Here is a 24,756-nt window from a genome sequence, read left to right on the forward strand (position 1 = left end):
TGATGGATTATATAAATGAAATAGATACTTTAATTCAAGAAGTGTCATCGGCAATTGGAAAACCGATTTCGAGAGAAAAATATGAAATCGTTGATAGGGGCTTGCCTCACATTCCACCTAGCCGATTACCTGCCGAAAAGATGGCAGTGTATATGTTCTTGCTCGGTGATGAATTTTTGAAAATTGGAAAAGCAAATAATCGGAGTAATGCGAGATTCTGCAGTCAACATTATGGTTTAAATGCACCATCAACACTTGCAAAATCTCTCCTTGAGGATAGTGAAATGAGTAACTCAAAAATCGTTCCTTCGAACATAAAGGATTGGATTAAAACTAACTGCCGTCGGATTGATATAATTATTGATGCAGATTTAGGCGTTTTCACCCTGGAGTTGATTGAAGCAATAATGCACTATAAATATGAACCAAGATATGAGGGTTTTGTCTCTCAAAGATAATTTGTCGCTCCTCAAGCGACCTCGCGCCATGCAGAAAGTGTTATCCTTAAGTCATTATAAAACTTGAGGAGGACATTTCAATGAAAAATGGATTAACAGAACTGGTATTCATATTGGATAAGAGCGGTTCGATGAGCGGCCTGGAAACCGATACGATAGGCGGCTACAACTCGATGCTTGAAAAGCAGAAGGCCGTTGAGGGTGAGTGTCATATTACGACGGTGCTATTTGATAATAACTACGAACTGCTTCATGACCGCATTGACATAAGAGCGGTCAGCCCAATTACCGAGAAAGAGTATCAGGTTGGCGGATCGACAGCGCTCCTTGATGCAATTGGAAGAACAATAAGTAAAATTGGCAACGCTCAAAAACATACAGCCGATGATTACCGTGCTGAAAAGGTGCTGTTCGTTATCATCACCGATGGAGAGGAAAACTCCAGCCGCGAGTATTCGGCAGAGAAAATCAAGGCGCAAATCGAGCGGCAAAAGACAAAATACGGTTGGGAGTTTATCTTCCTTGGCGCGAATATCGACGCTGTGCAAACAGCTTCACGCTTTGGTATAGCACCTGACCGTGCTCAGAATTATCACGCTGACAGTGAGGGCGTGGAGCTCAACTTCCGCGTGATGAGCGAGGCAGTTGCCACCTTCCGAGAATGTGCCGCCATGCCGGAGGGCTGGAATGAAGAGATACAGAAGGATTATAAACGCAGAGGAGGCCGAAAATAATGCTGGGTGCTATAATCGGCGACATCGTAGGCTCTGTCTACGAGTGGCATAATATCAACACAAAAGACTTTCCTCTGTTTAGAGACGACTGCTTTTTCACGGACGATACCGTAATGACCGTCGCCACTGCTGATGCTCTGATGAACGGCGGCGAAAAGAATGATTTCATCGATGCCTATAAGAAATGGGGGCGGCTATACCCCAACGCTGGTTACGGCGGCAGGTTTGGCAGTTGGCTGAACTCGGACGAATGTGAGCCTTATAACAGTTGGGGTAACGGATCGGCGATGCGCGTGTCTCCCTGCGCATGGGTCATGAACTGCGGATTCTACGGCAGAACCGGTTGCTGGCCGTCAAACGGCTGGGAAACGGTGACTTTCTCCGCGGAGGTAACACACAACCATCCAGAAGGCATTAAAGGCGCGCAAGCCACGGCAGCAGCAATATTCTTGTGTCGATTCTATGCCGAAGGTCACGCTTTCGGCTACAGTGAGCCGTGGTCGATCGACGAATTGAAAGCTGAAATAAAAAAACTGATAGAGAGCAATCTTGGCTATGACCTGTCCCGAACGCTTGACGAAATACGCCTGACCTACCGCTTCAACGAAAGCTGTCAGGACACCGTACCGCAGGCAACCATAGCCTTTCTTGAAAGTACCGATTTTGAGGACGCGATACGAAACGCCATCTCACTGGGCGGCGATAGCGACACTCTCGCGGCGATAACCGGCAGTATTGCAGAGGCTGCATACGGTATTCCGCAGTGGATAAAGGATAAGGCATGGACATACCTCGACGAGCCGCTCCGCGATGTTTGCCGCCGCTGGCGCAAGTTTACGAACGAAACCTAACGCTGGTGATGTGGTACACCCCCGCTAACGATTTATACTTACGCTAACGAAACTTAAACCAGCGCAAACGATTTATCCAGCAAATGAACACTGTATCAAAAATATCAGCCTTTGCCAACGGAGGCGGCGAGACTCTAACCCTATTAGTGACTTGTTTCCGAGAACGGATTAAAACAAAATAAAAGCGTGGATATATTTCCACGAACAGAAACAACCCATAAAAACCATGCTCGACCTGTTCCCTTATACTGAAAAACAGAAAAATACATACCCGACATCAATCTGATGCTACCGTTCCATGTCGAGACGTGCGTACTTTTGTCCCACAAAAACCCACAAACATCTCCACCGTCTTTATAAACAGGAAAATTGAATAAAATAGACTTCAAAGGCAGCTCAGCCTCGTCACATGGAAAAATCTCTATTTCTTTGATTAGCGAAGAAATTAGAGATTTTTTCTCTTCATCGCTGATTTTATCATACACTTTATCGAAGTTTGCCAGCAGGGTGTAGATGTTTTCCAGTGTGATGGCATCTTGCTCCACGGCTTTGCGGCGCAGCTTAACGTCTTCAATTTTTTCTTCCAGTTCTACGATGATGTCATATAATCCATCAAGCCGGAGAGTCATATCATGGAGCTTACGTTCCCTGAAACGAGTGTCTTCCGGCAGGCTGTCAATTTCATTTTCAAGACGGGTTTTATTAAGTTCGACCTCACGTAGCTTGGATTCATAATTGCTCAGTTCTCTGTTTAAGGTGGAAGTGTCAATTTCCTTACCTATCCTTGATTTGATTTCGGTTGCAAAATCCTGATTTTTAATCAGTTCTCTGATTGCTTCAATGACAAGCGGTTCAATATCAGTTTTTTTGAGCATAGCCTTATAGTTACAGCTTTTTCCCCGCGCTGTCCGAGCTTTACTACACACATAATAGTAAATTTCTTTATATGTACCGTCCTTGTTTGTCCAAGCATGTTTGTTGGTGTACATCGGGCCACCGCATTTCGGGCATTTTAAAATGCCGCTTAATAAGTGCGCCCTGTCCCGGCCAATTTTAGATGGGGATTTTACGCCTGTTATTTCTCGCTTTTCATGTGCCTGGTTCCATAGTTCCTCACATATAATAGCATCGTGCTGACCATCTGCGATAATGTATTCATCTTGATGTACTTGGCGGTATTCATTTTTCGTGCCTTTGACCTTTTCTCTTGTTCGTCTGCCAAAAGCGATCTTCCCAGAGTACACAGGATTGTCGATTATCATTCTGACAAAATGCGTACTCCATTGGGCGAGAGTACCATTGGCACGTTTGATTTTTTGGATACCCTGCAAATTAAGGTAATTGGCAATTTTATAAAACCCCATATTACCATTCACATATTTGTCAAAGATGATGCGTACCGCTTCGGCTTCATCTTCTTGGATATAGAGCTGCTTATCTTTGAGATAATAACCATAGGGAGCAAACCCGCCGTTCCAGCCACCTTGACGGGCTTTCTCTTTTCTCCCGTTCATCGTCTGCTCAATGATATTTTCACGCTCTATTTCAGCAACGGCAGATAACACGGAGATTAAGAGCTTTCCGCTTGTTTGTGAGGAATCAATTCCTTCCTCAATGCAAATTAAGTTTACACCAAAGGATTGAACGTGTTCCAAGGAATTTAAAATATCGGCTGCGTTTCTGCCAAAGCGGGAGAGCTTATAGACTAAAATATAGTCAATATCCAAGCCATTTTCAATATCACAGAGCATTTGCTTAAAAGCGGGTCTTCCCTCAATGGATTTGCCGGATTTACCAGCATCTTCGTAAATATCTACGATCTCCATTTCTTCTCTGTCCGCAAAACGCCTTAAGCTGTTTTTTTGCCCGTCCAAGCTGAACCCATCAACCTGCATTTCGGTACTAACGCGAGGATAAAGCACACATTTTTTTCCACTCCTATTCATAGCCATACCTCCAATAAATTATTGGAAAACATCTTTACTTGGCACGATTTATTTCCGCTAAAACTTCTGCACCATGCTTTTCGATAATCTGCGAAAGTACATTTATAAAATCCTGATATGCCTTCGTCATTGCATATTTTTCATTAGGTGTAGTAGTCTTAGCTGTATTCTCAGATATGCCTTTGATATTTTCCATTCGCAATCACCTCCAAGTGTATTGCTTATATAAATTATAAGCAGTTATTTTCTTTATGAAAAGTTTGTCGCATTTGCCATACCCCCCAATAAAAGGGAGTATGGTGAGCTGCCATTAGCTCGGCATAATAGCCTTGAAACCGCTTGTACAGTATGTTTTGGAAAAAAAGCTGCGTTCATAGGTTTGCCACCCGCTACCGAACTCCTTTTAAAGCTCATTTTCACCGACACCACAGGAATAGGCTGACCTTGTAAACCACAAAGGCCAGCCCATGATCTCTGATGCCGATGTTCTGCCTTATTTGCCACGCACCCTCGGCAGAGAGGGATATCTCAGGCTGCGGCCAGCTTTGCCGCATCATAGCTCCGCATGTACCGCCGTTCGCCAGACAAGCGTATACCGCAGAGGCTCCCCCCAAGTCTATAGGGGGCCGTGAGGAAGTATCATTATCTCCCGCGTGTATCATCGCGCCCGGTTTGCCACAGCCGGGGTTAAGGGTTCCGTTGGTCGCTCGGGCTTATAGCCGTCGTTGCGTCGGCCCTTTTTCGCTTGCCTTTTACAGCCACGCAGGGAATGTACCTGAAACACCGTATATGAAATTTTCAAGGTTCATTTAAGCGGGAAGCATATCCCCTCATTAGCCGTGAGAATTTCTGAGCAAAAGTTGCGCTCTGTTAAAGCACTTTTTTTAGAAATGTTTCAATGCGGGTTAATGCCGCCTGGATAGAGCGCGTTATCTGGCTTTTGTTGACACCCTCGGCCTTGGCTATCGCCCCTTTGCTCATACCAAGAAAGTAATGGGCATAGATGCGTTTAGCCTGCTTATCCGGCAGACTGGCGATAGCGGCATAAAGCTGTTCATATGTAACCTTGCGTTCGTATATTTCGCAGGGGGATACAGAGACGAACAATGCGTCATGCTCAATACCATCGCCTCGGTCAAGAGAGTAATGGGCCTTATTCCAGTATTTGCGGCGCTGATACGCAGCTTCATAGCGCGCGTGGGCCAAGAGCATGGCGGCAACTTCGTCCGTCACCTCAATAAAGCAGTCGGCGGTATAATACGGGTAGTAGTCCAGAAGATTGATCGTTGTCATTTGATTTTTCCTCCGTTTCGGTTTTGGATGTTGGAAGCCGAAACGAAGGTGGTGGGGAGCGGCAGCCGACGGAGCTGAGTACAAAAAGACCCGGCTTGACAAATGTCAGCCGGGCCAATGCATCTATACTTCCTACAGTATGATATATATGTTCATATTCATGTGCGCAATATTGCCATGCATAAGCATGGCTTTTTTTAACGAATAAAGGCAGTTAGGGACACAAATACACGGCGGTATCCTCCTTATACCGCCGTGTTCCTAAAAATGGGCGCACTAAATACGCCATCCGTACCCTTAACTTTAAAGAGAACGGCGGTTCTTTTTACAACCGCCGTTCAACATCAAGGGCTGTTACTTTGCCGCCCATACGACGGTTCATTTCACTGCGTCAAGCAATAATTCAGGAATCTATGCAATGTAAAAATTAGCCTTTCAATGGAGCGCGAACCTTTGAAAATCATCTATCCTTTTTCGATGGATATATCTTAGGTGCTAATTTATATCCTTTAGGGGCTTTGAACTGGCCGTTTCCATAAACATCAAGATACAGTAGCTTATTGCCGTCATCTCCCGATGCTTCAAAGACATCTATCATATGGTTGCTTTGAGACTCAAATGTCGATCCAATTCTCCTGTAAGTCACCCTGCAACCTTTTTCGGTGTGCAATTCTCCAAAGAAGTGCTTTATATCCGCATAGCCGTTTAGCAAAACTGGGTTGGAGGGCACATAACCATACTCTTCATTTTGATTTTTAGAAATCAGCATCTTATCACCTTTTTACTCTCCCGTGTTCGGTTCATAATTGACTTCCGTGGATAGTCCCTGGCAGTAAGGGACAGGTTCAAGCGCTAATTTGGCAACATTAACAGAAACGCCGCCTTGCTGATTGTCGATATAAAATACCGTGATGGTATCCGGCGTTTGGTTCGTATCGTATTCAAAGCAAACGAGATTTCCGGGTAATGTGGCCAGGTATGGCGTTGTACTGAGCGCGTCATAAACCGTGCCGTCTACAGTAATTGATGCGCAAACATAAATGTTCCAATCAAAATCCACACCCGACATTACATAGGCGCAGACGGAGGTTTCTTTACCGTCCGCGTCTTCCGTTCCCTGAATATAAACACATGTCTTACCGGCGCTATTTGTTCCGATTTCTGCTATCTGATATGAAACCTTATTTCCTTTTGCGTTTTTTACGGTTACAGTGCCGTCGCTTTCATAGGCGCTTGAGCAGCCGCATAGACTGATTACCGCCATAAAAAAAATGGATACGATAAGTGTTTTCTTCATAACTGAATTCCTCCGTATGCTGTGTATCTATACCATACCGTAGTATCAAGAAGTTCGGGCGAATAATTGCCAATGCGTGAATAAACATCTTGGCATTTCATTTTTCCTGAAGCTTTCTAAGCGTATCCGCCGCCGCTTTTCTGACGGAGAAATCTTCATCCTCCAATAGTCGCTCTAACGATTCTGCATCTGTCAATCTACGGGCAAGACCTCGCCGCACCATAGGATCACGATCTTCCAATGCAAACGATCGCGTGATTTCAGGATCATCAAGATAAACAACCGCAATTCTCCTTGCAGCGCCGGAGCGCGCCCCATAAGCGACCTCTACCAGCTCCTCTCTGGTCATATCGGGACGTACGCCCCGCATAGCGGCCGCATCGTCCATGCTTCTCCAGTTAGCGTATGTCATATTACAGCCCCCCTTTAAGAGATTTGTTTTAGCATCTGTTTTCGTTTTGCCTTATTTGCGGTATCCCACTGGCTCTCGCTAATGATCGCTTCATAAAGTACGGTGTGCCTGTCATCCATGATCCGGTTTGTGTGATAGTGCCCGCAAAACCATTGTTTACAGGTGACTTTTTTATCGAGTGAAGTAAAAAATTGCGTTAGGTTGTCGGATGTATATTCGCTTTCATCAAAGGCCAAGTGGTATTGATCCGGCAGGCAGTGGGTGACAACATAGTCCACAGTAAAATTGTGCCTTGCAAGGTTCTGATAACCTTCCTCCATCTCTGATTGCGAAGGCAGTTCTTCTTTCCACCAGGAATGATGATTGACGCGAAAGAACATATTTCGCTTTTTCATATAATTAAACTTAACGGGGAACGAAGGGTCATCCATATCGAGGACGCCATTCCATGTATCATGGCAGGCAGCTCCCCCCATCGTAAAAAAGCTTTTCCCATCTAAGCTGTAAATCTGCCCACGCATCAAATGAATCACATTAGGGCGTATAAACTGTACTTTGCCGCCGTTCCATTCACTTACGGGATAACTGCTTAACAGGTCAAAAATTTCATGGTTGCCATCCACAAACAGTGTCGTGAAGGGCTTCTCCTGTAACCAATCCTGCCAGTATTGATCTTGCTTGCCGCCATCCCACACACACCCAAAATCGCCGCAAATAATCACGTAATCGGATTTTGTAAGCCCATTTTGTTCGGGGAAGCCTTTATCCGAAAGCCTTTCAATACCATGGGAAGCGTGAATATCTCCTGTAAGATAAATCATGAGGCGTTCCTCCTTATGAGTAGTTTTTAATAATCGTTTTGATATGTTCATCTTACCTGAGAAAAATACTTTCAGATGAAAAAACGCCAAAGCGTGGATTTACACTTTGGCGTTTCAATATAATGATGTATGCATCCCGCAGAGAATTCGGCAAGGCTATTTGGGCTTATCAAGGGTTCTCGGTTCGATCAATCCGACCAGATAGCTATCATCGGAAAACAAATCGTCAATACGCATCAGGTATAAGCGTTCCTGCGCATTGGCATAATTCTTCCATTCTTGCTCAAGATACGGACTGGTATAAAGCTGATACAGTATTGCCATTCATGTTTTGTTTTGAAGCGTAACCCGCTCACGCACCATACTATGCGGCACCGCAAAGGTTTCCATCATATCGAGAAACTCGCTGTTTACAACCTTGGCAATGTCCTCGACATCATATGGATTATCTGTGCTTACAGGCAAGCCCCGATGCTGCCGCAGCACTGCGTCATACGCATGGTACGGCAGATTCAGTTCATGTGGACGCAGGAAATCAAGCCTTTCCAATGCTTCTGTACGGTCCGCTGGATGCATGGACAATGCCTGTGCCAGATCTGCTTCAAGTTCATAGGACGGATCAAGGCCGTCACTGGACTTCCTTTCATAAAAATTATCAAATGGCTCCAAGTCGATCTCGGCCCGGTTATGCGCTGAAAAATCATGTTTTTCCGCAAGAGCCTTTTGATAGATCAGTAGCTCGCGTGTCGTATAATCAAGCCGACGGTCATTCGTATCCATAGCGCGCAGTGCCGCTATATTCTGAGTTCGGCGCAGCAGGTCAGCAATGAGCTGCATGTGCTTGCGCCATTTACTGCGGCGGCAGCAGTGCAGCTTTTTCTGTGCCAGTTCCAGGCATTTGAGCCGCATGGCCATAGCGTGAATATCATCCTCCGCATCGTCACAGGCCCATGCCGCGTAAAGATAGGCACGCAACGCGCCGGTAGTGTGCCGGACATGTTCGCAATACAGCGCCCGTTTATAAAAGGCATGTGCGGAAAAAGGCAGATTTGCATCCAGCCCGCTGTAAATCTGGCGTAAGGTTTTCTTGGCGGCCCATGGCCATCTGCGTAGATTTTTTGCCACATACCCGCAGTTTGGACACTCCATCAACCAATATTTCATCGTTGAGCGCAGCATCGGAGCTGGCCGAAAATCCAGGTCAGGCTCACCGAACAGGCTGTATGAGGTCAATATAGCCTGTTTGCTCTCTATACCACAAACGGCGCATCGAATTGAAATCTCTTTTATTGTACTCATTGTATTTACCACCGAGGCTTCCGCCATTCGGTCGGCGATTCACCACCATTCCTCATCCGCTCTCTGACCCGTTGCGAGAAAGTGCAGATGGGCATTACGTTCTATAATCGCAGAGAGCACCTTTTCCGCGTCCGCATCCATTTCGGAGGCGTCCCACAAATTGACCCCCTTACGGCAGGCATACTTACGATGTGCAACATGCCTAATATAATCGCTCTCATCCTCAATTGCGATTTTGGCAAGCAGGGTTTTGTCCGTCAGCTTTCTTACGGCCTCATAACGCAGCTCGTCTACATGTTCTGTCTGAGCGATGCGGGAGAGCATTTCTTGATTTTTTAGTTTATAAATGGCCGCAATACGCACCTCGATATAGGGGCTTTTCTTCCATAACTGAAAAAGCCGGATATCTTTTTTTGTCCGTTGCACAATTTTAAGCTGATGCGCCTCAATCCGGCTATCCCAATCAAGCCCTTTGAATAAACACTGCCATATACGCATTCACCTTCCAAAGTTCACGACTCAACGTATAGACACCTTGGATACCGATGACTTCCACAACGCTTCCTGGTCAGTTTACCGTACCACTGCCGCCGCAGTAAGGGCAAACTTCCCATGAGCTTTTCAATGTCGGTATCCATTGGCCTTGATTCCAATACTTATCTTGAACCGTTACGTTATGCCCACCGGCTCCGCCGCACTCCGAGCAACGGTGTTCGCCTTCGGTTATGACCTGACCGGAGCCGCCTTGTTCGAGCATGCTGGCATCAACGCCGACAAGACCCGATATTGATGCATCCACGACGATATCTGTTTCCAGGGTTACCGCGCTTCGGTCATCGCTGAAATCCACAATACTGCTGTCTGAAAGCTGCATCAGGAAGAAACTGGGGACATATAAAGCTCCGTCAATCACAACAGGAACAACCTTGGTGTCCACGGCAGAAATTGTCTTGCTGCCGTAGGTCAGCGTAGGAGAATCCGCGAATACCTGAATGAGAGCATTGTTAATTACCGTTGCACAGGCGCTCTTATCTTCATTTGTCAGGCAGGCCACGCCAAAACAGTTCAGCACGTCCTCAATTGGATAATAGCCGCCATTTGGCTCGTCCGGGAGTGTAAAGGGGTAGTTCTCCGTCTCGACCTCTGTGCCGTTTATCACCAAACGGTAGCGTGTGCGCCCCTCATCGTCTTCAAATGGGAACGAAACGCCGGGATTTGATTCTTCGGTCTGTAAGGCTGCGCTCGGTTGCGCGGGCTGTTCCGTTACCGACGCAGCCGGTTCGTTTTCAATGATATCTGTTGAACGGTTGGTATCTGAAGCATTATCAGAACTGTCGCCTGTTGAACCGCATGAACACAGCGACAAGCATAGTGTCAATATCAATCCGGCAAAAAGCAGTCGTTTCATCGGTTATCCTCCTATACAATTTTTTCGACGTGGGCATTTCGTATCCCCTCACAAAGCTTCGCTTTTTCCAGATACGCCTCATTTCGGGTTTGGAAATACAGCTTTAGCCAGAGATACTGGGATTCCCAAAGTGCGGGAGTATCCCGTTTCAGGCCCGAATTCGGATGAATATGAATGTCCAACAAGGTCTGTGCAAGTAAAAGGCTATCTTCCTCGCTGTCCATATCATCCAGCTGCATCCTTACCTGTGCTTCCACCTGTTGATACAACTCCCAAGCTTTTTCAAATAAAGACATAGCATCAGATTGGTCGGAGCACTCTCTGATTTCTGAAGAAGGAGCGTCCGGCAAAGTTAAACCGGTTTCTTCCGTCAGCTTTCGCGCCAGTGCCTCTGTTTCTTCGGCCTGTCGCAGCATTGCGTAAAGTTTATCCATGGTTTCACTCCTGACTATATCGTTCAAAAGAGGCGGTTTTCATAATGCAGAACTTGCAGAAATGGATCTGTTCAGACAGGTTCCATCTTTTGCTCTTTTTCCATTGTGTTTTAGGTGTAAGATTGTGAATCCTGATATTCGCGCCCACAGTGCCTACAGCGATAAGTTTTTATTTCAGTCACGGAAGTCATTCTGACCATATGTCCGCCATACCATTCATCTGATTCGCTTTCTGTGGATTCCTGATTGATAAGCTCCCAATCGTGTATTGCGTCAGGTGCTTCGACTCCGCATATTTTGCAGACGCAATAGTCCCACTGATGCATATCTCTTGCGGCAAATATATTTTTGACTCCGCAGGTTTTGCAGACACAACCGTTCCATTGATGTCCGAGCTTGCCGCATGCCATTTGGCGTATATATTCATCTTCAGCTTTTTGGAGGATCTGTTCCAATTCATCCCGATTTGTGATTAATTCCAACGCAGACCTATCTCCCTGCATGGCAAGGCAAGCCTTTTCTGCATCACTAAGGCGCTCAAGACGACGTTGCCTCCGCATACAGCGCTGGTTATCCAGCCTACCTTTTATGTTGTATATGACGTCGGATATGGCGTCTTTCATAAAATTGACAGTAGTAACCACTATCCACAACATCAAAGGCAATATAAAAGGTGAAAGAAAAATACCGACTATAAATATAGCAAGCCATATATCCACATCTCCACATCTCCTTTCCGTCAGGCGTTTTCCTATCTGTCCTGCTTTTATACTACTCGAAATAAAACGTCAAAAGAGAAAAAATGCCAAAGCGTGAATTTACACTTTGGCATTTTGGGCAAGCACACTGTTTCACATCTATCGGATAGGTTTCTTTTGTGTACCCAAGTGCCAAGGCTACATACTGTTCTTTGCTCCGATTTTGCTCTGAAATTCTCACGGCTAATGAGGGGACATGCTTCCCGCTTAAATGAACCTTGAAAATTTCATATACGGTGTTTCAGGTACATTCCCCGCGTGGCTGTAAAAGGCAAGCGAAAAAGGGCCGACGCAACGACGGCTATAAGCCCGAGCGATCAACGGAACCCTTAACCCCGGTTGTGGCAAACCGGGCGCGATGACACACGCGGGAGATAATGATACTTCCTCACGGCCCCCTATAGACTTGGGGGGAGCCTCTGCGGTATGCGCTTGTCTGGCAAACGGCGGTACATGTGGAGCTATGATGTGGCAAAGCTGGCCGCAGCCTGAGACATCCCTCTCTGCCGAGGGCGCGTGGCAAGTACGGCAGAACATCGGCATCAGAGATCATGGGCTGACCTTTGTGTTTTACAAGGTCAGCCTATTCCTGTGGTGCCGGTGAAAACGCTATGATGCCGAGTTGCTGCCAATTCACAATATCCCCCTTTGTCGGGGGCAAATGCGACAAACTTTTCATAAAGAAAATAACTGCTTATAATTTATATAAGCAATACACTTGGAGGTGATTGCGAATGGAAAACATCAAAGGCATATCTGAGAATACAGCTAAGACTACTACACCTAATGAAAAATATGCAATGACGAAGGCATATCAGGATTTTATAAATGTACTTTCGCAGATTATCGAAAAGCATGGTGCAGAAGTTTTAGCTGAAATAAATCGTGCCAAGTAAAGATGTTTTCCAATCATTGATTGGAGGTCAACTACTATGAATAGAAGTGGAAAAAAATGTGTACTTTACCCTCGCGTTAGTACCGAAATGCAGGTTGATGGGTTCAGCTTGGACGGGCAAAAAACCAGCTTAAAGCGTTTTGCAGACAGAGAAGAAATGGAGATCGTAGACATTTACGAAGATGCTGGTAAATCCGGCAAATCCATAGAGGGCAGACCCGCTTTTAAGCAAATGCTCTGTGATATTGAAAATGGCTTGGATATTGATTACATTTTAGTCTATAAGCTCTCCCGCTTTGGCAGAAACGCAGCCGATATTTTAAATTCCCTGGAACACGTTCAATCCTTTGGCGTAAACTTAATCTGCATTGAAGAAGGTATTGATTCCTCGCAAACAAGCGGAAAGCTCTTAATCTCCGTGTTATCTGCCGTTGCTGAAATAGAGCGTGAAAATATCATTGAGCAGACGATGAACGGACGAAAGGAAAAAGCCCGTCAAGGTGGTTGGAACGGCGGGTTTGCTCCCTATGGTTACTACCTCAAAGACAAGCAGCTCTATATCCAAGAAGATGAAGCCGAAGCGGTACGCGTCATCTTTGACAAATATGTGAATGGTAATATGGGGTTTTATAAAATTGCCAATTACCTTAATTTGCAGGGTATCCCAAAAATAAAACGTGCCAATGGTACTCTTGCTCAATGGAGTACGCATTTTGTCAGAATGATAATCGACAATCCTGTGTACTCTGGAAAGATCGCCTTTGGCAGACGAACGAGAGAAAAGGTCAAAGGCACGAAAAATGAATACCGCCAAGTACATCAAGATGAATACATTATCGCAGATGGCCAGCACGATGCTATTATATGTGAGGAACTATGGAACCAGGCACATGAAAAGCGAGAAATAACAGGCATAAAATCCCCATCTAAAATTGGCCGGGACAGGGCGCACTTATTAAGCGGCATTTTAAAATGCCCGAAATGCGGTGGCCCGATGTACACCAACAAACACGCATGGACAAACAAGGACGGTACATATAAAGAAATTTACTATTATGTGTGCAGTAAAGCTCGGACAGCGCGGGGAAAAAGCTGTGACTATAAGGCTATGCTCAAAAAAACCGACATTGAGCCGCTTGTCATTGAGGCAATCAGAGAACTGATTAAAAATCAGGATTTTGCAACCGAAATCAAATCAAGAATAGGCAAGGAAATTGACACTTCGACCTTAAACAGAGAACTGAGCAATTATGAATCCAAGTTACGTGAGGTCGAACTTAATAAAACCCGTCTTGAAAATGAAATTGACAGCCTACCGGAAGATACTCGTTTCAGGGAACGTAAGCTCCATGATATGACCCTCCGGCTTGATGGATTATATGACATCATCGCAGAACTGGAAGAAAAAATTGAGGACGTTAAGCTGCGCCGCAAAGCCGTGGAGCAAGATGCCATCACACTGGAAAACATCTACACCCTGCTGGCAAACTTCGATAAAGTGTATGATAAAATCAGCGATGAAGAGAAAAAATCTCTAATTTCTTCGCTAATCAAAGAAATAGAGATTTTTCCATGTGACGAGGCTGAGCTGCCTTTGAAATCTATTTTATTCAATTTTCCTGTTTATAAAGACGGTGGAGATGTTTGTGGGTTTTTGTGGGACAAAAGTACGCACGTCTCCACATGGCACGATAGCATCAGATTGATGTCGGGTACTTTTGATACCAATTTTCCGTACAAGGGAACAGGTCGAGCATAGTTTTTTTGGATAGTTACTGTTCGCGGGAACAGGTCAACTGTTTTTGTCCGTTCGCAGGAACAAGTCAATATGTGGTATGTCAACACCCTCGGCACTTATTTTTGTAACGGCAAGTCAAACAGAGTTGGTTCATCAAATAGTGTTCCGTCGGTTCCAAAAATCTGTGTTTCGTCAAAGACAGTTTCATATTTGTGTATCGAGGCAATAAAAATCTGATGCTCTGAAAAATCACGATTAAGAACACCTAGCATTTCGGTTATAGTTTCTGCTCTTACTTCGCGACCGCTTGGTGAATCACAAAAGATAGGCAATGGGTATCCGAGCTTACGGCTAAGTAGCTTAATATAAGCAAGCTTGTATATGAATACCATTTTATGGAGTATTGTTCCAGACTTTGTCTTTAAATTGCTGGTGAAAATATCAATTTTGTAATCAAAAGGAATACCCAACTCATTAGCGTAATCAGAAATTATTTTATAGGCATCTGTTATCCATGTATTATTCTGTTTTGTCCTACTTTTTAGGGCTTCGGAGATTGAATTCTTCTCTTTGTATAACTTGCTCAGCATTGAGTTAACTTCAACCGCGCTTATCCCACTGATGTTAGCTAAGCGACTAGTAAGTTCGGCATCAGCAGTCGGTAGATTTAGAAGAGCTATTTGCTTCTCCTGTGAAGCTTCAATTGCTGCGATTTCACGCTTTAGAACATTTCTTTCAGCAACCAGCATACTCTTTCGAGCGGCGTTGACATCTTCAAGGTCGCTATATTCAAATAAAGTACTTTTAGAAACTCTGATTGGGTCACCACCATGGGGATCTTTGACATACACCTTTTTCATTTCAATGTAGTCCGAGAAATTTTTGTTCTTTCTCATCATATCTGTAAGGTGTGATATCTCATCCTCTATACTTTGCAGTTTGATACGCTTTTCAATCAAAGCAGAATCTAAACCCTCTTGATAGGTTTGGAAATCAAGTTTGTGTTCAACATCTTGATTTATAGCGGCTTGATATTCAGCGACGTTAAGCATCAGCCGATATTCAGCGATTTTCTTTCGAAGCGCACTTATACGCTCAACCATCTGATAGCTTTCATCGCTTTCATCTTCTTTAAGACCTCTAAAGAACCCCTCTACATTAAAACGGTTAATACCTATAGTCCTTCGTAGTTGTGCTGATCTGTCCACTGATCTGGTTAGGTTCATCTCTGTGGATTCTTTGCTATTGCAACTTCATTTTACAATCTGCCGAAAAGTTTTCTGAAATGTTGGTCATTTAATATTGCAATTTTCAAAGGTGACTTTTTTGTTGCCTGAATATTGCTTTTTAGATAATCATGTTGTATAATATTTAAGTCATGTCAAGCATGGGTAATTAGCTCAGTTGGGAGCGCACGCGGTACGGTTTCAGCAACAGTAGTGTAACTCTCTTGGCAACCACTTGGTTCACATTAGAAAATTGGTAATATATGGGGGCGTAGCTCAGCTGGGAGAGCGTACGGTTCGCATCCGTAAGGTCGAGAGTTCGATCCTCTTCGTCTCCACCATATAAGAACGTCAGTATTGATACAATGCTGGCGTTTTTATTTTGCACACGGCAGCCGTCAGAAGGTCTTGGTAGCAAGGCTTTGGGGCGGCTTTTTTGTTTTCTGCCGTTTGTAGGGTGCAGAGAAAAAGGCCTGTCTATTGAGCATATAGCTTGATTACGCCTTGCACTCGGCAAACGGAAGCTTGGGGGTGTGCATAGGGTGTGCACTCGGCAAACGGGAATATTGAGATTCCGAGCAGTGACTTCCCTTTGTCGTAACTGGCTCCATGTTCCTACTGATTTTAATATAAAGAGAAAAACCATTTCTAGCTGTCTCGATTCTTTCTATTCTGTACTATACTTTTTTGATCATTGCGGTCTCCTCCAGTCACTTTTGTCTAGCGACTTAAGTATAACTGTTTTTTGACCTTAATGGATCTTTTCTATTCCTTTTGGAAATTATTTTACAACTTGCTGGGGATAAGTTGGCTCGCTTTATAGTTTAGCTGATAGGTATACATAATAATGTCCTTATCTTATAATTTGAAATATTTATATAATACAACCCATAACTATAAAAATTAGCATTGCCAATAATGTAATTATATGTTATTTTGATGTTTGGGAAGTAATCTCTAAATTTTACAGTAAAGCTTGACATCGAGTAGTGCAAAATCTATTATAAGAAAAAGGAATTTCGGGAAAATCTTGCTTTCTTTGGCCTTAATCTTATCTTTGCTCATGAATGTTGGCATTGTAAATGCCGCCCAGAAAGAGAATACGAGTTATGGCTCATCAGCGAAAGAGACAAAAACTATTCCTGTAAAGGGTATTACCGTAAGTCCAAGCTATGCTTCCGTTATTATCAGTGACACGATATACCTTTCAGCAACTATTACTCCTTCCAACGCTACTGATAAGAGTGTAACCTGGTCATCAAGCTATTCCAACGTTGCCAGTTTTTTCTACCGGAGCCGTTGTTGCTGTTGGCGCTGGTACTGCAAAAGTTACCGCTAAAGCCGGTAGCTATTCAGCTTCATGCACCTTTACCGTTACTAAAAAGATTCCGGTAACCGGCATTACTATATCTAAAAGTACATGGGTATTGAACGCAAGCGATTCTACCGAGCTTTCCGCTTACATTACCCCAACTAATGCGACAAACAAGGCTATAACATGGTCTTCATCAATTAAACCAAACGGTAGAATAATAAAAGGCTTATTAATCTTGAAAAGCCTTGTAATTCAAGGCTTTTCAGCCCTATACGCAGCAAACCCCGGCCCAAAACGAGCCGGGGTTTATTGTATCAACTGATGTTGATGATGTGCAAAAGAACGCATTGTTTATACAATCAAACGGTTTAACAGAGGTGGTTTCAAATTCTAGTGGCGGATTCATTTCTCAGCGAGTCGTATTGCAATAAGTTACCTTACCAACAAAACGATAATTGCTATAACCAGTAAACATACAGAAGTAATAGTTACACCTTTTAGAAAAGCAAATTGATGGCTCAGCTCATTCTTTTGCTCTCCATAAACCTGGTCAATCTTGTTGATAATGGTCGTCTGACTATTATTTATCATTGTATTAGCATCTGAAATTTCTGTTTTAACTGAAGTTAGTGTGCATGCAAGATCCTTATGGGAGTCGGAAATCTGGCCTTGCGTTTCTAAGGCCTTACTTCTATTGTCCAGTATGATGTCGGATTTCATTAAGTCTATCTTGGCTTCCAAAGCATTTTCAAGCTGCTTATTCAAGTCGTGCCCTTGGTTTTTAATTTCCAAGAGAAGAGAGTTTACTTGACTAGTGAACTGCGTTTGATAAAGTTGTGTCTGCTTAAAATGTTCTTCAAGCTTCTGATGAGTTGAACGAATGGATTCTTGTATCGCAGTACTGTTCGAATTGAGCGCATCCACCTCGTTTATTATACTTCGCAGTTGATTTGCGCTATCATCCACTAAAGAAGCTGTTTTCTTCACCTCGTCTACAATACTCATAATTTTTTCAAAATTAGTTGCACTAGCATCAAGGTTATCAATGATTGAATTCAATCTTTGCAAGTCTACCATGTAATTTTCTCCTTAATTTTATTCAGCCTTTTTTCCATCGGACCTAGCGCCACTGTAAGTGAGCCTAAATCCTGCAATGCATTATAAATTTCTACAGCTTTATGTGGATATCTGCTTGCCAGGTAATCTCCCAGAACCATTCGGTTCTCGTGTTCAATGCTGGAACCAAATTTAAGGCATTCGTTCATGATTGCATTCTGCGTTTCCATATCAAAGGTATCAATGGTACCGAATGCGTCGTCGAAGCGCTCCAAAGCGTCAGTGTCATAAAATTTGCCACACATTATTAGGAGTATACCCGCTGCAAAGTTTAGACCAGTATTAAAGCGATAGCTTTCCAGATATCGCTGTAAGGAAACAAGAATTTCATTAGCTTTGACAACTGAGATTGGTTCGAAAAGAATCTGAAAGCCGTCTTCTGTATTCTTCGTGTAGAGGAGATCAAACCAAGTGAGGTAATCATTGGGTTTAGCAACGATATTGTCCAATAAAATAGTCGTTTCAGAAAACTTAAAATAATTATCCACATACAGCTTTATTTGATCGCTGTCCATATTGCTGTCGCAAAGAACGCGGATATTGTTTATAGATTGTCTTCTGCTATAGACGATATTGTCATAGCTCCATTGAAGAAGTGCCTTCATATAGCGCGCATACGGCTTCAGACTTGTATCACCTAGGATACTCTGATAGGCTCGATATTTTTCAGCTGTATCTTCCAGGGAAAAAACAGAATCATATCTTCGTATGTATTCAATAAAATTATGCCGAATGGTATCAAGGGAATACTCGTTAACGATGAGATTAAACTTACCGTTCTTTTCTCCCCATTCAATTACTGTCCAGTCGCTTACGAACCCAAGCAGCGTTAATCGATATATCGCTTTCTCCACTGGACTTTTTTTGTGTTCTTCATCGCAACAAATAATAGTAGATTGACTTTTGCTTAGGGAGTTCATTACCCATCGCATCATTTCTAAATCCGCATCTACACCGTCATTGTTTTGCTGCCATAAGTAAAGAATAGAGGAAAGGTCGCTGGATAATTGTGCCCTTAGTATATTAAGACGTTCTATATCAGTTCTTAATGCAAATATTTCATCCAATATTTCTTTTTCACACGGTTCTGGGGAGTACAGTATATAGCAGTCCGACTTTTGTCCGGCTCTGCCCGCTCGGCCAGCTTCCTGGTAAAAAGCTTCGATAGACCACGGAAGACCATAATGAATTGTATAACAGATATTCTTCTTATTAACACCCATACCGAAAGCCTTGGTTGCTACCATAAGAGGAGTTTGGTTCTGCTTAAAAGCTTCTTGAACTGCTTTTTTTTGACCTTTTCCAACGTCATAATCTAAGTTTGCATAATAGGCACTTGTCTTAATTTTAAGATCACTGGACAATTTGGTGGCAACGTTCTTGCACCCTTTATCTCCATTTGCGGCTACTGTAAATATAAGACCACAGGAAGGTTGTTCGCCTCTCAACTCAAAAATCTGGTTGTTCATTGAGTTAAGGTTATTTAAAATCTGTAATAAAGTGTTATATTTTGAATTGTATTCTGATTTAACAATATGAAATGATAATTCCTTTCTACTCATAGATGAAACGGATTTTATAGAATCAGCCCGTATCCCAAATTCTTTCTTTAAGTCTTCCAAAACAAATTGAGAAGCAGTAGCAGTAAGGCCCAGAAGGGTAGCTTGTGGACAATATTGCCGAATCGTTTTAACAAGATTAAGGTATGATGTGCGGAAATCGTGTCCCCATTCAGAAAGGCAATGTACCTCATCAATTACCGCGTAGGAAAAGTTATGAGCAAAATTGATTTGTTGCAGCGTCTCGCGAAAAGCAATGGTTTGAAATCTTTCCGGAGAAATCCATACGAGGAGGTAACGACCTCTGCCGAAATCTTTAATGATACTGTTCTTTTCTTCTACCGTCTGGTCACTGGTAATATAAGCAGTCCTCGTAATTCCAAATTCATCCAGATTCTGTTTCTGGTCATATATAAGGGACAAGATAGGTGAGACCACAAAATTAACGGTTGGCTGCAAAAGACAGCAAAGTTGATAGCACAGAGATTTTCCTGAACCAGTCGGTAAAATCCCTATGGTATCGTTTAGGCCCAAAGCGTGGGCAATAATAGGGAGCTGTCCATCATTAAAATCGTCATATCCAAATAGATTTTTCAGTAAAAATTTCAGACTGAGTTCATCCGAATAGTTCTCATTAATTTCAACCTGATACCGAATAGATTCTGAGGTACTTACACAGAAATAGTCTGCATCATCGAAATAGTCATTTCTTATATAGATTGTATTAGGGTTCATTTCGTATTCATCGGTCCATCTTTTAAAGATATCCAAATCTATCTTTAAAGGATTTGTCATTTGTTCTTCATTGATTCTGATTTTTGGTTTTCTGAAGGGAAGCTTGCAGAGTTTGCATAAGTGTTCTAGCCACAAACAGATATCTTCAAAAGCAACACGTAACAGCCTGCTTGAATCAGGAAATTGGCATGCTAGACTAAACTCCCACTCCGAAGCAGTTAGTGAAAGCATTTCATTCTGCAGCATTGACAACAAAAGGATTTGAAAGCGCATGACCACATCATACGCCAATCGATGCATATACGGAGTATAATAATTGGAATTCTCGAAAATATGCGCATATTTCCTGATGTCAGCGCATGTACTTAGAATTTCAGTAATAGCATCAATTGAATGCTTTAATGCCGCATCTTGATTTTTTATGGAAGATGCTGCTATCCGTATCACTGTTATTCCGTGCTTTTTAAAATAGGCATCTCTTACATTATCTTTCTGTCTTTGAAGTATCTTTTTATGCTGTTCTCCGTCTATTTCTATGATCAGCTTTGCCTGAGGTAAGTAAAAATCGACCTGTTGCGCTTCAAATTCACTTGGGGCATCAGGAACTATTTCCTGTATCAATGCTTCAGGTAGCAACAATGTTTGAATAAATTGATACTCTGGAATAAACTCAGGGATGATAGTATAAAAGAAAGTTTCAGCTGGATAATCATTATTATCGCTATAACCTTTGATTCGTTGATTCCATTGGGGTATTTCTTTTGAGAAGAGCCATAATGGCTCGTTGCCTTGTGCAGAATCATTGATTTCACCAAGCTCAGACAATAAGTACACGGAGGGACGGCTAGGAGAGCCCCTCATCAGAATATTTTTCATTACACAAAATAGGCTATAATATTTTTCAACAGTATCTGGCTTGTCCAAGTTTTGTATGACGAAACTATTCTTTATATCTGTATAAGAAGCAGTGTGTTTTTCCATTTCTAAAACCCCAATTGCTTGTATTAACTAAACATGACTAGATTGAAACGTTGGGTTATTTGCGCTTATTGTTTCAAAGAATAATAGCCCATAGATTTTCCTATTACAAATTAATACAATTGTATTATACATGTTTCAATTACAAATTTCCACACAAAAAGTAAAATACCAAAATTGCAAAGATACTTATTGCCATGTGATTTAATGAATAGTAGAGTTGGTCTCGAATTTTGGTGCCAGCTTTTATGGTGATAGCACTCAACTTCTCGTAAGATTATTTCTGTTAAGGCGGTGCCGAACCATGAAATGCAGAATGGCTGAAAAATGGTGGACTCCTAACAGATACTTTGGGCGTCCTATATCGAGGCTTAGTTTATGAGACAAATTGTGTTAAACTAAACACCGTTTCTTTTCGGTTCCGAAGGGTATCCGATAAACTATAGTAATTATGTAAAAATAGTGTATTCATAAACCATGCGCATCCGTTATATTATGCCTGCCGCTTTATACAAATAGCTGCCTGCCAAAGAAAATCTTCTTTAGCCGGTAGCTTGTTATATCTTTATCTTCGTCCACTTACCTCTTGAAAAGCGAAGATAGTTTAGCGTAAGACGGGTAACCTGATCGAACATCAATGAAAACCATGCCCCAAGCAGACCAAGCCCCAGTGGGAAGCATAAAAGCCAGGTTACAACAGGCCGTATAACACCGATAGAGATAAATGAAACTAAAGCCACATACTTGGCGTCTCCTGCACCGCGCAGGCAGCCGGATACCACCACATTAGAGGTTTGAAACGGTGAGGTGCAGGCAATTACAATCAATATCACCGCACCGAGCGCAATAATCTGATTATCATCGGTAAACAGTGATACAATACCGTGCCTGCCCAACATGAATACCACAAACAACACTGCGGATACACAGAAGGCAATGCGCTGGGTAACCTTACCGTACAGAATGGCAATGTCGGGCCGCTTGGCCCCAAGGCTCTGCCCAACCAGAGAGGAGGCAGCAATGCTCAAACCGTCACCGAACGCAAATGAGACATTGATGACATTCATACAAATCTGATGAGTTGCAAAGGCAATGGTACCTAGTCCTGCCACAATGGCGGCATAGGAAAAGAAGCCGATACGCATAAAAACCTGTTCCACCAGCGCGCTGGAGCCAAGACTGGCTAGATTCTTCAGCGTTTTAAGATCAAATCTCCATTCACCATATTCAAGCAGGCTTAAGAATCCGCCGCGCCTGGTAACCGAGAAAACCGCAATAATTAGGCTGACAATGTTGCCGATGGCAGTAGCGATGGCAGCCCCCGCCACACCCAGCGCCGGAAACCCAAACCTGCCTCCGATAAGCAGGTAATCAAAGCAGATATTTACAAGGTTGGCGGTGAGGTTCGTTACCATCGATATCCGGGTATTACCCGAACCTCTCTGCGCTGCCGTGATAGTCAGGCCAATGCAGTAGAACACGTTGCCAATCATAATAATTCTGAAGTAAACCGAAGCGTCGGTAATAATGTCGCGCCCTGCCCCGGCAAGTATTATTAGCGGGTCAGCAAAGATATAGCCTAGGGCAGAAGCTGCAACAGTGAGCATGGAACTGAGCATAATGGATTGCTTCAGACACCGGTTGGCACCCATAATATCCTTCTCGCCCTTTCGTCGGGCAACAATCGCCGTAACGCCAAGATTGAGCGAAAAGATCACTGACATAACAATATACTTCGGCTGGTTGGTAATACCTACAGCCGCGATTGCTCCCGGGCCGAGAGAGCTTACCATTATTGTGTCGACAGACCCAATCAGGCTGATTAAAACCGCTTCCAGCGCACTGGGCCACGCAATGCGGTAGGTGGAAAGATACATGGAGGATGTGGAGGGAATTTCCCCCAATCGCTGCTGAGGCTTGAGCATGTTGTTTACATTGAAAAGACGTTTGAGCAGTGTGATCATGACAGAGCCTTTCTGCAGAGTATAAGATTTATTTGGAGCGTTCCGCCTCTTTAATATTGCTTATTGACCATGCGGTAACAATAGCGATAACAATAAGCCCTCCAAGGATTGAAAAAACCGATGGCAGCTCTCCAACACCGATAAATACCCACAGCGGGTTCAGCAGCGGTTCAACCATAGATACCAGTGAACACACAAGTGGGGTGGCAACCTTTATAGCTCTGCCGTAGAAGATATAGGGTATGCCAATCTGCACAACTCCGAGCAATACCACAAATGAAACCGAGGGTAGTGAGAGAGCAGGGGGATAGAAGAACATGAAGGGGATTGAAAACAGCAGGGTAATCGACTGCCCCGCTACGATGGTACTCATGCTGTCATCCAGGCTGCCGTATTTACTGCCGAATATGTAGAAAAGCGCCACACTCAAACCGGAGCACACCGCCAACGCATCGCCCAACAGGTTTGAGCCGCTTTTTCCGAACTTATCAACAAAGCAGAGCAGGATACCGGCGGTTGCAATAGCTACAACAAATAAATCCTTACGGCGCGGGCGCTGCTTATAGAATATCGCGTTGATAAGGATGATGAAAATCGGCGAGGAATACTGCAGTACAATCGCGTTAGCGGCGGTAGTAAGCTTTGTGGCTGTTACAAATAATAAGGAAGTAAGAAAAAGAAAAGATCCCGTAAAGATATTCCGTTTGGTGAGCTTTAGCTTTAATCCCGCCATACGAATGTAGATCAGCACCACAGGCAGGGCAATCAGGCTGCGTATACCCGCAATGACTACCGAGTTCCACGGTATCAGCTTAATAAAGATTCCGCCTATACTCCATAGCATACTGCAGATGAGTATATAAATAACCGCTTGTTTATCCGAAAGCGGTTTAGATAACTTATTATTCATTATTATTGTACCTCAAACTATTAATTGACTTTTATATTCTACATCAGTTGGCTAGTATAAACAAGGTATATGGATTACAAAGTTTCACCCACATTCACCAAAGGAAGAAAGATACTCTGATGAATCTCTTAAAAAGATATTGACTTGGAATAAAAAGATGCTATAATATAATCCATAGCTTGCTGCTAGGTGAACTCTATGAACCGATTGGTAAGCTTATAAACTACAATGACGATGAAGAGAAGAGTAAGCATCCTTTACCCACACAGAGAGCCTGCGGTTGCTGAAAGCAGGTTGGGCAGTATATGCTGAACATGGTCTCGGAGTTGCGTACCGAAGCTTTTGCTTAGGCTACGACGGGCTCGCCCGTTACAGCGATAGGGTATATCGGCTATTATTAGATTATAGTCTGTACCCGATAAGGCCTTCACCGTGAGATGCAGGCAAAACGAGGTGGTACCGCGTGGCTGTTTAGGTCCTCGCCCTCGGAATAATATTCCGTAGGGGGGAGGGCTTTTTTTGTGCCCGAATATCGGCCGGTATAATACTAATTACTGTCTATAGCGGGAAAGGTATCATTGTATAAAAAGCAATGCGGGCAGCCAAACC

24 protein-coding genes, 1 tRNA gene and 1 other annotated feature are annotated in these 24,756 nt (G+C 43.4%); of the genes, 8 read left to right on the forward strand and 17 right to left on the reverse strand.

Annotated features, from left to right (window positions below; genetic code table 11):
* The first annotated feature begins 2 nt into the window (after positions 1 to 2).
* The 3 genes from BLR50_RS05280 (at position 3) to BLR50_RS05290 (ending at position 2,043) form a co-directional block, all read left to right on the forward strand.
* Positions 3 to 458 (forward strand): hypothetical protein, encoded by a 456-nt coding sequence (locus BLR50_RS05280; protein ID WP_092639280.1) that lies wholly within the window; start codon positions 3 to 5, stop codon positions 456 to 458.
* Positions 459 to 538: 80 nt separating this feature from the next.
* Positions 539 to 1,192, forward strand: a complete 654-nt coding sequence (locus BLR50_RS05285) for a vWA domain-containing protein (RefSeq protein ID WP_092639282.1) — start codon at positions 539 to 541, stop codon at positions 1,190 to 1,192.
* The gene (locus BLR50_RS05290; protein WP_092639284.1) at positions 1,192 to 2,043 is read left to right on the forward strand and encodes an ADP-ribosylglycohydrolase family protein; all 852 of its coding nucleotides are present in this window, start codon (positions 1,192 to 1,194) and stop codon (positions 2,041 to 2,043) included. Before BLR50_RS05285 ends, BLR50_RS05290 begins: the two co-directional genes overlap by 1 nt.
* 143 nt (positions 2,044 to 2,186) lie before the next feature.
* Here BLR50_RS05290 and BLR50_RS05295 read toward each other — a convergent pair whose 3' ends face one another.
* The 12 genes from BLR50_RS05295 to BLR50_RS05345 all read right to left on the reverse strand — a co-directional run bounded on the left by BLR50_RS05295 (position 2,187) and on the right by BLR50_RS05345 (position 11,672).
* Complete coding sequence (locus BLR50_RS05295; RefSeq protein ID WP_242871697.1) at positions 2,187 to 3,989, reverse strand: recombinase family protein; 1,803 nt, start codon at positions 3,987 to 3,989, stop codon at positions 2,187 to 2,189.
* Between the two features lie 34 nt (positions 3,990 to 4,023).
* Complete coding sequence (locus BLR50_RS14420; RefSeq protein WP_162840326.1) at positions 4,024 to 4,185, reverse strand: hypothetical protein; 162 nt, start codon at positions 4,183 to 4,185, stop codon at positions 4,024 to 4,026.
* 674 nt (positions 4,186 to 4,859) lie between these two features.
* Positions 4,860 to 5,282 (reverse strand): RNA polymerase sigma factor, encoded by a 423-nt coding sequence (locus BLR50_RS05300; RefSeq protein ID WP_092639286.1) that lies wholly within the window; start codon positions 5,280 to 5,282, stop codon positions 4,860 to 4,862.
* Between the two features lie 460 nt (positions 5,283 to 5,742).
* Entirely contained in the window at positions 5,743 to 6,051 is a 309-nt protein-coding gene (locus BLR50_RS05305; protein ID WP_092639288.1) for a hypothetical protein, read from the reverse strand.
* A gap of 12 nt (positions 6,052 to 6,063) precedes the next feature.
* Complete coding sequence (locus BLR50_RS05310; RefSeq protein WP_092639290.1) at positions 6,064 to 6,579, reverse strand: hypothetical protein; 516 nt, start codon at positions 6,577 to 6,579, stop codon at positions 6,064 to 6,066.
* Between the two features lie 97 nt (positions 6,580 to 6,676).
* A complete protein-coding gene (locus tag BLR50_RS05315) occupies positions 6,677 to 6,991 on the reverse strand; it encodes a hypothetical protein (protein ID WP_092639292.1) in 315 nt (104 codons plus the stop codon).
* A 14-nt stretch (positions 6,992 to 7,005) separates the two neighbouring features.
* Entirely contained in the window at positions 7,006 to 7,812 is an 807-nt protein-coding gene (locus BLR50_RS05320; protein WP_092639294.1) for a metallophosphoesterase family protein, read from the reverse strand.
* Positions 7,813 to 8,136: 324 nt separating this feature from the next.
* On the reverse strand, positions 8,137 to 9,111 hold the full coding sequence (locus BLR50_RS05325) for a hypothetical protein (protein ID WP_143008050.1): 975 nt from the start codon (positions 9,109 to 9,111) through the stop codon (positions 8,137 to 8,139).
* A gap of 39 nt (positions 9,112 to 9,150) precedes the next feature.
* On the reverse strand, positions 9,151 to 9,609 hold the full coding sequence (locus tag BLR50_RS05330) for a hypothetical protein (protein ID WP_092639299.1): 459 nt from the start codon (positions 9,607 to 9,609) through the stop codon (positions 9,151 to 9,153).
* 70 nt (positions 9,610 to 9,679) lie between these two features.
* The gene (locus BLR50_RS05335) at positions 9,680 to 10,519 is read right to left on the reverse strand and encodes a hypothetical protein (RefSeq protein ID WP_092639302.1); all 840 of its coding nucleotides are present in this window, start codon (positions 10,517 to 10,519) and stop codon (positions 9,680 to 9,682) included.
* A gap of 11 nt (positions 10,520 to 10,530) precedes the next feature.
* On the reverse strand, positions 10,531 to 10,953 hold the full coding sequence (locus BLR50_RS05340; RefSeq protein ID WP_092639305.1) for a hypothetical protein: 423 nt from the start codon (positions 10,951 to 10,953) through the stop codon (positions 10,531 to 10,533).
* 110 nt (positions 10,954 to 11,063) lie between these two features.
* On the reverse strand, positions 11,064 to 11,672 hold the full coding sequence (locus BLR50_RS05345) for a hypothetical protein (protein ID WP_092639307.1): 609 nt from the start codon (positions 11,670 to 11,672) through the stop codon (positions 11,064 to 11,066).
* 773 nt (positions 11,673 to 12,445) lie between these two features.
* Between BLR50_RS05345 and BLR50_RS14425 the strand changes: the two genes are divergently transcribed.
* Together BLR50_RS14425 and BLR50_RS05350 are read left to right on the forward strand one after the other, a co-directional pair.
* The gene (locus tag BLR50_RS14425; protein ID WP_162840326.1) at positions 12,446 to 12,607 is read left to right on the forward strand and encodes a hypothetical protein; all 162 of its coding nucleotides are present in this window, start codon (positions 12,446 to 12,448) and stop codon (positions 12,605 to 12,607) included.
* A 36-nt stretch (positions 12,608 to 12,643) separates the two neighbouring features.
* Complete coding sequence (locus BLR50_RS05350) at positions 12,644 to 14,365, forward strand: recombinase family protein (RefSeq protein WP_205408667.1); 1,722 nt, start codon at positions 12,644 to 12,646, stop codon at positions 14,363 to 14,365.
* A gap of 95 nt (positions 14,366 to 14,460) precedes the next feature.
* Here the strand turns inward: BLR50_RS05350 and BLR50_RS05355 are convergent, their stop codons facing one another.
* The gene (locus tag BLR50_RS05355) at positions 14,461 to 15,570 is read right to left on the reverse strand and encodes a hypothetical protein (protein WP_205408668.1); all 1,110 of its coding nucleotides are present in this window, start codon (positions 15,568 to 15,570) and stop codon (positions 14,461 to 14,463) included.
* Between the two features lie 265 nt (positions 15,571 to 15,835).
* Between BLR50_RS05355 and BLR50_RS05360 the strand changes: the two genes are divergently transcribed.
* The 3 genes from BLR50_RS05360 to BLR50_RS14855 all read left to right on the forward strand — a co-directional run bounded on the left by BLR50_RS05360 (position 15,836) and on the right by BLR50_RS14855 (position 17,207).
* A tRNA-Ala gene (locus BLR50_RS05360) sits at positions 15,836 to 15,911 on the forward strand.
* Positions 15,912 to 16,633: 722 nt separating this feature from the next.
* The gene (locus BLR50_RS14850; RefSeq protein ID WP_423230283.1) at positions 16,634 to 16,909 is read left to right on the forward strand and encodes an Ig-like domain-containing protein; all 276 of its coding nucleotides are present in this window, start codon (positions 16,634 to 16,636) and stop codon (positions 16,907 to 16,909) included.
* The gene (locus BLR50_RS14855) at positions 16,845 to 17,207 is read left to right on the forward strand and encodes an Ig-like domain-containing protein (protein ID WP_423230282.1); all 363 of its coding nucleotides are present in this window, start codon (positions 16,845 to 16,847) and stop codon (positions 17,205 to 17,207) included. The genes BLR50_RS14850 and BLR50_RS14855 overlap by 65 nt, the downstream gene beginning before the upstream one ends.
* Before the next feature lie 110 nt (positions 17,208 to 17,317).
* Here the strand turns inward: BLR50_RS14855 and BLR50_RS05375 are convergent, their stop codons facing one another.
* From BLR50_RS05375 to BLR50_RS05390, 4 genes are all read right to left on the reverse strand, one after another.
* Positions 17,318 to 17,962, reverse strand: coding sequence for a hypothetical protein (locus BLR50_RS05375; protein ID WP_092639315.1), 645 nt, complete (start codon positions 17,960 to 17,962; stop codon positions 17,318 to 17,320).
* A complete protein-coding gene (locus BLR50_RS05380; protein WP_092639317.1) occupies positions 17,956 to 21,276 on the reverse strand; it encodes a RecQ family ATP-dependent DNA helicase in 3,321 nt (1,106 codons plus the stop codon). Before BLR50_RS05380 ends, BLR50_RS05375 begins: the two co-directional genes overlap by 7 nt.
* A gap of 554 nt (positions 21,277 to 21,830) precedes the next feature.
* On the reverse strand, positions 21,831 to 23,237 hold the full coding sequence (locus BLR50_RS05385) for an MATE family efflux transporter (protein ID WP_092639319.1): 1,407 nt from the start codon (positions 23,235 to 23,237) through the stop codon (positions 21,831 to 21,833).
* Between the two features lie 28 nt (positions 23,238 to 23,265).
* On the reverse strand, positions 23,266 to 24,147 hold the full coding sequence (locus BLR50_RS05390) for a DMT family transporter (RefSeq protein WP_092639321.1): 882 nt from the start codon (positions 24,145 to 24,147) through the stop codon (positions 23,266 to 23,268).
* A gap of 225 nt (positions 24,148 to 24,372) precedes the next feature.
* Positions 24,373 to 24,637: a binding site (T-box leader), on the forward strand.
* Positions 24,638 to 24,756: the final 119 nt, after the last annotated feature.

This window comes from Acetanaerobacterium elongatum (genome assembly GCF_900103835.1).
Taxonomy (GTDB): Bacteria; Bacillota; Clostridia; order Oscillospirales; family Ruminococcaceae; genus Acetanaerobacterium; species Acetanaerobacterium elongatum.

Excerpts from the sequence above, each read along its gene's own strand:
- BLR50_RS05350 (WP_205408667.1), top strand. The coding sequence starts at position 12,644 with ATGAATAGAAGTGGAAAAAAATGTGTACTTTACCCTCGCGTTAGTACC.
- BLR50_RS14850 (WP_423230283.1), top strand. The coding sequence starts at position 16,634 with ATGAATGTTGGCATTGTAAATGCCGCCCAGAAAGAGAATACGAGTTAT.
- BLR50_RS05335 (WP_092639302.1), bottom strand. The coding sequence starts at position 10,519 with ATGAAACGACTGCTTTTTGCCGGATTGATATTGACACTATGCTTGTCG.
- BLR50_RS05340 (WP_092639305.1), bottom strand. The coding sequence starts at position 10,953 with ATGGATAAACTTTACGCAATGCTGCGACAGGCCGAAGAAACAGAGGCA.
- BLR50_RS05290 (WP_092639284.1), top strand. The coding sequence starts at position 1,192 with ATGCTGGGTGCTATAATCGGCGACATCGTAGGCTCTGTCTACGAGTGG.
- BLR50_RS05305 (WP_092639288.1), bottom strand. The coding sequence starts at position 6,051 with ATGCTGATTTCTAAAAATCAAAATGAAGAGTATGGTTATGTGCCCTCC.
- BLR50_RS05385 (WP_092639319.1), bottom strand. The coding sequence starts at position 23,237 with ATGATCACACTGCTCAAACGTCTTTTCAATGTAAACAACATGCTCAAG.
- BLR50_RS14420 (WP_162840326.1), bottom strand. The coding sequence starts at position 4,185 with ATGGAAAATATCAAAGGCATATCTGAGAATACAGCTAAGACTACTACA.
- BLR50_RS14425 (WP_162840326.1), top strand. The coding sequence starts at position 12,446 with ATGGAAAACATCAAAGGCATATCTGAGAATACAGCTAAGACTACTACA.
- BLR50_RS05320 (WP_092639294.1), bottom strand. The coding sequence starts at position 7,812 with ATGATTTATCTTACAGGAGATATTCACGCTTCCCATGGTATTGAAAGG.
- BLR50_RS05315 (WP_092639292.1), bottom strand. The coding sequence starts at position 6,991 with ATGACATACGCTAACTGGAGAAGCATGGACGATGCGGCCGCTATGCGG.
- BLR50_RS05285 (WP_092639282.1), top strand. The coding sequence starts at position 539 with ATGAAAAATGGATTAACAGAACTGGTATTCATATTGGATAAGAGCGGT.
- BLR50_RS05330 (WP_092639299.1), bottom strand. The coding sequence starts at position 9,609 with ATGCGTATATGGCAGTGTTTATTCAAAGGGCTTGATTGGGATAGCCGG.
- BLR50_RS05325 (WP_143008050.1), bottom strand. The coding sequence starts at position 9,111 with ATGAGTACAATAAAAGAGATTTCAATTCGATGCGCCGTTTGTGGTATA.
- BLR50_RS05310 (WP_092639290.1), bottom strand. The coding sequence starts at position 6,579 with ATGAAGAAAACACTTATCGTATCCATTTTTTTTATGGCGGTAATCAGT.
- BLR50_RS05295 (WP_242871697.1), bottom strand. The coding sequence starts at position 3,989 with ATGAATAGGAGTGGAAAAAAATGTGTGCTTTATCCTCGCGTTAGTACC.
- BLR50_RS05375 (WP_092639315.1), bottom strand. The coding sequence starts at position 17,962 with ATGGTAGACTTGCAAAGATTGAATTCAATCATTGATAACCTTGATGCT.
- BLR50_RS05355 (WP_205408668.1), bottom strand. The coding sequence starts at position 15,570 with ATGAACCTAACCAGATCAGTGGACAGATCAGCACAACTACGAAGGACT.
- BLR50_RS05280 (WP_092639280.1), top strand. The coding sequence starts at position 3 with ATGGATTATATAAATGAAATAGATACTTTAATTCAAGAAGTGTCATCG.
- BLR50_RS05380 (WP_092639317.1), bottom strand. The coding sequence starts at position 21,276 with ATGGAAAAACACACTGCTTCTTATACAGATATAAAGAATAGTTTCGTC.
- BLR50_RS05390 (WP_092639321.1), bottom strand. The coding sequence starts at position 24,147 with ATGAATAATAAGTTATCTAAACCGCTTTCGGATAAACAAGCGGTTATT.
- BLR50_RS05300 (WP_092639286.1), bottom strand. The coding sequence starts at position 5,282 with ATGACAACGATCAATCTTCTGGACTACTACCCGTATTATACCGCCGAC.